General features: G+C 72.2%; 2 protein-coding genes. Both read left to right on the forward strand.

The genetic code is table 11. The features are described from left to right. The first annotated feature begins 27 nt into the window (after nt 1-27). The gene (locus ABZT14_RS25465) at nt 28-6,726 is read left to right on the forward strand and encodes a type I polyketide synthase (RefSeq protein ID WP_356306866.1); all 6,699 of its coding nucleotides are present in this window, start codon (nt 28-30) and stop codon (nt 6,724-6,726) included. A gap of 75 nt (nt 6,727-6,801) precedes the next feature. Further along, the coding region (locus ABZT14_RS25470) for a beta-ketoacyl synthase N-terminal-like domain-containing protein (protein WP_356306869.1) at nt 6,802-8,705 on the forward strand (1,904 nt) is incomplete at its 3' end.

Genomic DNA, 8,705 nt, shown 5'->3' on the forward strand with positions numbered 1-8,705 from the left:
GCCCGTTTGTGGGTGCGGGGTGTGGAGGTGGATTGGAAGGCCTTCTTCGCCCCCACCGGCGCCAAGATGGTCGAACTCCCCACCTACGCCTTCCAACACCGCCCCTACTGGCTCCAGGGCTGGAAGTCCGTGGCGGCGGACGTGGACCGGCTGAGCTACCAGGTCGACTGGCGGCCCCTGGAACTGGCCAACACCGTGGCCCCCAGCGGCAGTTGGGTGCTGTTGACGACGGGCGAGGCCCCCGGGGCGGACGCCCTGGTGGAGGCCCTCCAGGAGGCTGGCGCGACCCCGGTGCGGGTGGACTGTGGTCCCACCCCGGAGCGGGAGGCCCTGGCCGGGTTGCTGCGGGGGCACGAGGGAGCAGCCGGCGTACTCCTCCTGCTCGATGCCGGGGGCGAGGGCACCGCACCGGTGGCTCTCACCGCTGACGTGACCGGTGCTCTGGGTGACCTGGGGATCGCCGCCCCGTTGTGGTGCCTCACCAGGGGCGCTGTCGCGGCGACGGGTTCGGACGAGCCGCCCCGGCCCGAACTGGCCGCCGTATGGGGCCTGGGACGGGTCGCCGGACTGGAGCACCCCGACCGTTGGGGTGGACTGGTCGACCTGCCGGCCGAGCCGACCGCCGAGGACCTCGACCGGTTGCTGGGCCTGCTGGGTTCGGACAGTGGCGAGGACCAGGTGGCGATACGCGCCGACGGGGTGTACGGCCGCCGCCTGTCCCGGCGTGACACCGCCCTGCCGGCCCCGGAGGGCGACGGGGACTGGCCGTTGCACGGCACCGTCCTGGTGACCGGTGGTACCGGGGCTCTGGGCGGCCACCTCGCCAGGTGGCTGGCCGGTCGGGGCGCGGAACACCTCGTACTGCTCAGCCGCCGGGGACCGGACGCGCCCGGCGCGGCCGAACTCCGCGCGGAACTGGAGGAGTTGGGCGCCCGAGTCACCCTGGAAGCCTGCGACGCGGCGGACCGGACCGCCCTGGACGCCCTGGTGGAGCGACTGGACGGGCAGCAGGTGACCGTGAACGCGGTCGTGCACGCCGCCGGAGTCGTCGACGACGCGTTGCTGCACACCATGAACCGTGAGCAACTGGCGGCCATGTGGTCGGCCAAGGCCACCGGCGCCCGGCATCTGCACGAGGTGTTCGCCGACCGGGATCTGTCGGCGTTCGTCCTCTTCTCCTCCCTCGCCGGCACCCTCGGGTCCGTGGGCCAGGCAGGATACGCCGCCGCCAACGCCTATCTGGACGCGCTCGCCGAGCGACGTGCCGCCGAGGGGCTGCCCGCCCTGTCCGTGGCCTGGGGCCCCTGGGCCGGTGAGGGCATGGCCGCCGCCGACACCGTCGGTGACCGCATGTCCCACAGCGGCCTGACCCCGCTGGACCCGGGTACGGCGCTGGAGGCGCTGGAGCGGCTGCTGCACCAGGACGCCCCGTACGCGGTGGTCTCCGACGTGGACTGGGGACGACTGGCCGGACCGGACGCGGCGCGGCGCAGCCCGCTGACCGCCGCACTCGTCGGCGCCGACGAACCCGCCCTCGAAGGGAACGCCTCCCAGGCCGCCCTGGCACGGGAGGTGCTGGCCCTCGCGCCGGCGGCGCGGCACGAGGCCGTACTCGACGCGGTACGTGCCGAGGTCGCGTCGACCCTGGGCCACACCTCGGTCGAACCGGTGCAACCCGAGGTGCCGTTCTCGTCCCTGGGCTTCGACTCCCTGCTCGCCCTGGACCTGCGCGAACGGTTGATCGCCCGTACCGGGCTGCCCCTGCCGGCCACCCTGGTGTTCGACCACCCGACGGCCGACGCGCTCGCCACCCACCTGCTGGACGAACTCGCCGGAACCGACACCCGGGACGACCGCGCGCCCGCGTTCGCCGGGCCGAGGCCCGACGACGAGCCCCTGGCCATCGTCAGCATGAGCTGCCGTTTCCCCGGGGGCCTCAACACCCCCGAAGACCTGTGGCAGTTGCTCACCGACGGCGCCGACGCCATGTCCGCCTTCCCCGAGGACCGTGGCTGGGACACCGCCTCCCTCTACCACCCCGACCCGGAGAACCCCGGCACCTCCTACACCCGCGAGGGCGGGTTCCTGCACGGGGTGGGCGAGTTCGACCCCGAACTGTTCGGGATCAACCCCCGTGAGGCGCTGGCGATGGACCCCCAGCAGCGGCTACTGATGGAGTGCGCCTGGGAGGTCTTCGAACGGGCCGGCATCGACCCCAAGTCCGTACGTGGCCGCCAGATCGGCGTGTTCGCCGGCACCAACGGCCAGGACTACCCCGCCGTCCTGCACGGCACCGAGGAGAACGTCGGCGGCTACCTCGCCACCGGAAGCGCCGCCAGCGTCTTCTCCGGCCGGGTCGCCTACGCCTTCGGACTGGAGGGCCCGGCGGTCACCGTCGACACCGCCTGCTCCGCCTCCCTGGTCGCCCTGCACCTGGCCTGCCAGGCACTGCGCGCCGGCGAGTGCGAGGCCGCCCTGGTCGGCGGCGCGACGGTGATGAGCACCCCCGGCGTCTTCGTCGAGTTCAGCCGCCAACGCGCCCTCTCCTCCGACGGCCGGTGCAAGGCGTTCTCCGACGACGCCGACGGCACCGGCTGGGGTGAGGGCGTGGGCACCGTACTGGTGCAGCGCCTGTCCGACGCCCGTCGGGACGGCAACCCCGTACTGGCCGTCATCCGGGGCTCGGCCGTCAACCAGGACGGCGCCTCCAACGGGCTCACCGCCCCCAACGGCGCCGCCCAGCAGCGGGTCATCCGCCAGGCACTGGCCGTCGCCGACCTCGACCCCTCCGAGGTGGACCTGCTCGAAGCGCACGGCACCGGTACCAAGCTCGGCGACCCCATCGAGGCCCAGGCCCTGCTGGCCACCTACGGCCAGGACCGCTCCGAGGAGCGGCCCCTGTGGCTGGGCTCCATCAAGTCCAACATCGGCCACACCCAGGCCGCCGCCGGACTGGCCGGCGTCATCAAGTCCGTACTGGCACTGCGGCACGCCACCCTGCCCCGCACCCTCCACGTCTCCACCCCCAGCTCCCACGTGGACTGGGCGGACGGCGGGGTGCGGCTGCTGACCGAACAGCGCCCCTGGCCCGAGCTGGACCGACCCCGCCGGGCCGGTGTCTCCGCCTTCGGCGTCAGCGGCACCAACGCCCACGTGATCCTGGAACAGGGACCGGAGCCGGTGGCCGAACCGGTACCGGAGGCCGAGCCGACCGACCGGACCCTCCCGGCCCTCGCCTGGACCGTTTCCGGCGCCACCAAGGACGCCCTCGCCGGACAGGCCGAACGGCTGCTGTCCACCGTGGTCGGCCGCCCCGACGCGCCCCCGGTCGCCGACGTGGCCTGGTCGCTGGCCACCACCCGGGCCGCCCTGGAACAGCGCGCCGTGGTGGTCGGCGGCGACCACGAGGAGATGACCGCCGGCCTGCTGGCCCTCACGGCCGGCCGCGAGGCACCCCAGGTGGTCACCGGTACGGCCGGGGCGCCCGGCCGGATCGTGTTCGTCTTCCCCGGACAGGGCGCCCAGTGGGTCGGCATGGCCACCGAACTGGCCGACGCCTCCACGGTGTTCGCCGCCAAGCTCGCCGAGTGCGAGGAGGCGATGGGCGAGTTCGTGGACTGGTCGCTCAGCGAGGTACTACGGGGCGCCCCCGACGCGCCCACCCTGGAACGCGTCGACGTGGTCCAGCCCGCCCTGTTCGCGGTGATGGTCTCCCTCGCCGAACTGTGGCGCGCCTGCGGCATACGGCCGCACGCCGTGATCGGCCACTCCCAGGGCGAGATCGCCGCCGCCCACGTCGCCGGCGCCCTGACCCTCCGCGACGCCGCCCGCGTCGTCTGCCTGCGCAGCCAGGCGATCACCGCGATCGCCGGCGGGGGCGGTATGGCCTCCCTGGCACTGGCCGAGGAACCGGCCCGGGAACTGCTGGCCGAGTACGAGGGCCGGATCTCCGTCGCCGCCGTGAACAGCCCCGGCTCGGTCGTCGTCTCGGGAGAGGCCGAGGCCCTGGACGCCCTGCGCCTGCGGTGCGAGGAACAGGACATACGCCTGCGCCGCATCCCCGTCGACTACGCCTCCCACTCGGCGCCGGTCGACCGCATCCGCGAGGAACTGCTCACCGCCCTCGCCCCGACCGTCGCCGGCAGCCCCGAGATCCCGATGCTCTCCACGGTCACCGGCTCCTGGATCGGCGACGGGGAGGTGGACGCCGAGTACTGGTTCCGCAACCTGCGTCAGCCCGTACTCCTGCACCCTGCCGTCCGCGACCTCACCGGACAGGGGCACCGCACCTTCCTTGAGATGAGCCCCCACCCGGTACTGACCGTCCCCCTCCAGGAGACCCTGGACGAACTGGAGACCACCGGGGGCCGTACCTTCGTCGGCGGCTCGCTGCGCCGCGACGACGGAGGCCCCCACAGGTTCACCACCTCCCTCGCCGAGGCCTACGTGTCCGGGGTTGAGGTCGACTGGACGGCGGCCTTCCACGGCACCCGCCACCAGCGGGTGGAACTGCCCACCTACGCCTTCCAGCGACGTACCTTCTGGCCCAGCTCTGCCACCGACCCCACGGCCGACACCACCGGGGTCGACCCGGTCGACGGCGCGTTCTGGGAACAGGTTGAGGTGGAGAACGCCGAGACCCTCGCCGGCACCCTCGGGGTCGAGCCCGAGAGCCTCAGCGAGGTACTGCCGGCACTCGCCCGCTGGCGGCGCACCCGCCGCGAGGCGGCCACTCTCGACGCCTGGCGGTACCGCGTGGTGTGGCGCCCCCTCACCGAACGGCGCCGCCCCGGCACGGGCACCTGGCTGCTCCTGGCACCCACCACCGCCGACCCGACCTGGCGCACCTCGGTCCAGGACGCCCTGGACGCCCCGGGCACCCAGGTCCTGACCGTCGAGGTGGACCCCGCGACAGCGACCCGCGAATCCCTCGCCGAGTCGCTACGGGACCAGGTGGCCCAGGCCGACGACATCCGGGGCGTACTGTCCCTGCTGGGAGTGGACACCCGCCCCCATCCCCAGCACACCGCCGTACCCGCCGGAGTGGCCGCCACCCTGCTGCTCGCCCAGGCCGCCGCCGACATCGGCTGGGAGGCACCCCTGTGGTTCGCCACCCGGGAAGCCGTGGTCACCGGCACCGGAGAGCGCGTCGCGGAGGTGGCCCAGGCCCAGGTCTGGGGACTCGGCCGGGTCATCGGCCTGGAGGACACCGACCGCTGGGGCGGCCTGGTCGACCTGCCCGCCACCCTGGACGAGCAGACCGCCGACCGACTGCGGCAGGCACTCGCCCACACCGGGGGTGAGGACCAGCTCGCGGTACGCCGCTCCGGCCTCTACGCCCGGAGGCTGGCCCACGCCCCGGCCGCCGAGGCCGGGCCGGTACGGGACTGGAGCCCGGGTCACACCGCGCTGATTACCGGCGGGACCGGCGGTGTCGGCGCCCAGGTCGCCCGCTGGCTCGCCGAAGCCGGCGCCGAGCACCTGGTGCTCACCAGCCGCCGGGGCGCCGAGGCGCCCGGTGCCGAGGAACTGCGCTCCGAGCTGACCGCCCTCGGCGCCCGGGTCACCCTCGCCGCCTGCGACGTGGCCGACCGTGCCGCGCTGGCCGCTCTGCTGGAACAGCTGCGTCAGGACGGCGAACAGATCCGTACCGTGGTGCACGCGGCCGGCGTGGTCCAGGCCACCGCGCTGCACCAGATGAGCCTGGTGGAGTTCCAGGAGGTGCTGGCCGCCAAGACCCTCGGCGCCGCCCACCTCGACGAACTGCTCGACGAGGAGCCCCTGGACGCCTTCGTCCTGTTCTCCTCCAACGCGGGCGTGTGGGGCAGCGGAGGCCAGGGGGCGTACGCCGCCGCCAACGCCGCCCTGGACGCGCTGGCCCAGGACCGCCGGGCACGAGGCCGTACCGCGACCTCGGTCGCCTGGGGCGCCTGGGGCGGGGGCGGTATGGCCTCCGACCCCACCGCCGAGGAACACCTGCGCCGGCGCGGTGTCCTCACCATGGCCCCGGAACGGGCGCTCGCCTCACTGCGGCAGGCCCTGGAGCTGGACGAGACCGTACTGACCGTCGCGGACGTGGACTGGGAGCGCTTCGCCCCCGGGTTCACCCTCGCCCGACGCCGACCGCTGCTGGACGAACTGCCCGCCGTGCGGAGGGCGTTGACGTCGGACGCCACCGAGACGACCCAGGCCGAGGACTCCGGCAACGAGGCGGCGGAACGGCTGCGCCGGATGTCGGAGACCGAACGCAAGGCGGCCCTGCTGGACCTGGTACGTGACGCGGTCGCGGCCGTACTCGGCCACGAAAGCGGAACCATCGAGAGCGGCCGGGCCTTCAAGGACCTCGGCTTCGACTCGCTGACCGCCGTCGAACTGCGTAACCGACTGGCTACGGCGACCGGGGTCACCCTGCCCGCGACCCTGGTCTTCGACCACCCCACTCCACGTGATCTGGCGACCTTCCTCCGAGGGAGGTTCGAGGACGACGGAGAGCGGGAAGCGGCGCCGGAGCAGGCGATACTCGGTGATCTGGACAAGATCGAAGCTGTAATTTCAGCTCTTTCCCCAGATCATGACCTGGACGTCGTGCACGCGCGGTTGCGAAGCCTAGTCTCGCTCCTGGGTGACAGGCAGGCCACGCAGACTGGCGTGCCCGTAACCCAGCAGCTGGAAGCAGCCTCTGACGACGAGCTGTTCGAATTCATCCACAGGGAGTTCGGAAAGTAGGCTTCTGCTCCCCTACGGAGCGCCGAGCCGCCGACCGACTCCCTCTGGCGACGCCTACAGGAGACGGTCCGCAAAGTGAACGAGGACAAGCTTCGCGACTACCTCAAGTGGACGACTGCTGACCTCCACCAGACGCGCCAACGGTTGCGTGAGGTGGAGGAGTCTGCCCGGGAGCCCATCGCCATCGTGGCGATGAACTGTCGTTACCCCGGCGGTGTCCGCTCGGCCGAGGAACTGTGGGAGCTGGTCGCCGAAGGCGTCGACGCGATGGGTCGCGTCCCCCTGGACCGTGGCTGGGAGGCCCTGGGGGACGTCCCCGGTGTCGACGCGGACACGGTCGGTGGCTTCGTCGACGGCGTCGCCGACTTCGACGCGACCCTGTTCGGCATATCCCCGCGTGAGGCGTTGGCGATGGACCCCCAGCAGCGGCTGCTGCTGGAGACCTCGTGGGAGGCGCTGGAACGCGCCGGCATGAACCCGCTGTCCCTGAAGGGTGACCGGGTCGGCGTCTTCATCGGTGGCGCCTCCTCCGGCTACGACACCTACGTCTCCGGCGAGGAAGGCGTGGACGGCTACCTGATGACCGGTAGCTCCGGTTCGGTGCTGTCGGGCCGTGTCTCGTACGCCCTGGGTCTGGAGGGCCCGGCGGTCACGGTCGACACCGCCTGCTCCTCGTCCCTGGTGGCCCTGCACCTGGCCGTGAACTCGCTCCGGTCGGGGGAGTGCTCGTTGGCCCTCGCCGGTGGTGTGACGGTGATGTCCACCCCCGCCGCCTTCGTGGAGTTCAGCCGTCAGGGTGGGCTGGCCGGTGATGGTCGGTGCAAGGCGTTCTCGGATGACGCGGACGGTACGGGGTGGGGTGAGGGTGTCGGCGTCCTGGTGCTGGAGCGGTTGTCGGACGCCCAGCGCAACGGTCACCAGGTGCTGGCCGTGGTCCGGGGCTCCGCTGTCAACCAGGACGGTGCGTCGAACGGCCTGACCGCCCCCAACGGTCCCTCCCAGCAGCGCGTGATCCGCGAAGCTCTGACGAACGCCGGTGTCGCCGCGTCCGAGGTGGACGTGGTGGAGGCGCACGGTACGGGTACGTCGTTGGGTGACCCGATCGAGGCCCAGGCCCTGTTGGCGACCTACGGCAAGGACCGTCCCGAGGGCCAGCCCCTGTGGTTGGGCTCCATCAAGTCGAACATCGGCCACACCCAGGCCGCCGCCGGCGTCGCCGGCGTGATCAAGGCCGTGCAGGCGATGCGTCACGGCGTGATGCCCAAGTCTCTTCATGTGGGTACGCCGTCGTCTCACGTGGACTGGACCGAGGGCGAGGTCGAGCTGCTCGCCGAGCCACGCGAGTGGGAGCGGATCGACCGCCCCCGTAGGGCCGCTGTGTCCGCTTTCGGCGTGAGTGGTACGAACGCGCATGTGGTGTTGGAGGAGGCGCCCGAGCCCGCGGTGGTTGAGGGCGAGGTGGTGGAGTCCTCGGAGGGGTCTGAGGGTTCGGTTTCTGGTTCTGCTGGTTCGGGTTCTGGTGCGGGTTGGTCTGTGGTGCCGTGGGTGGTGTCGTCGCGGTCTGGTGGGGGTTTGGAGGGTCAGGCGGGTCGGTTGTTGTCGGGTGTGGGTGGGTTGTCTGGGGTGGATGTGGGGTTGTCGTTGGGTGTGGGTCGTGCGGGGTTGGAGTATCGGGGTGTGGTGTGGGGTGGGGATGAGGGTGCGTTGGTTGGGGGGCTTGGTGAGTTGGCGCGGGGTGGTGCGGGTTCGGTGAGGTTCGGCTCCGTTGAGGCCGGTTCTGATGCCGGTTCCGAGGCGGGTTCTGAGGTCGTGGCCGGTTCGGGTTCTGAGGTTGAGGTCGCTGGTGTTGGTGTGGTGCGGGGTGTGGTGGGTGAGGGGTTGTTGGGGTTGGTGTTTTCGGGTCAGGGGGGTCAGTGGGTGGGTATGGGTGGGGGTTTGTTGGGTGTGGGTGGTGGGGTGTTTGGTGAGGTGTTGGTTGA

Origin of the sequence: Streptomyces sp. NPDC005438 (assembly GCF_040606315.1) — a bacterium.
GTDB lineage: Bacteria > Actinomycetota > Actinomycetes > Streptomycetales > Streptomycetaceae > Streptomyces.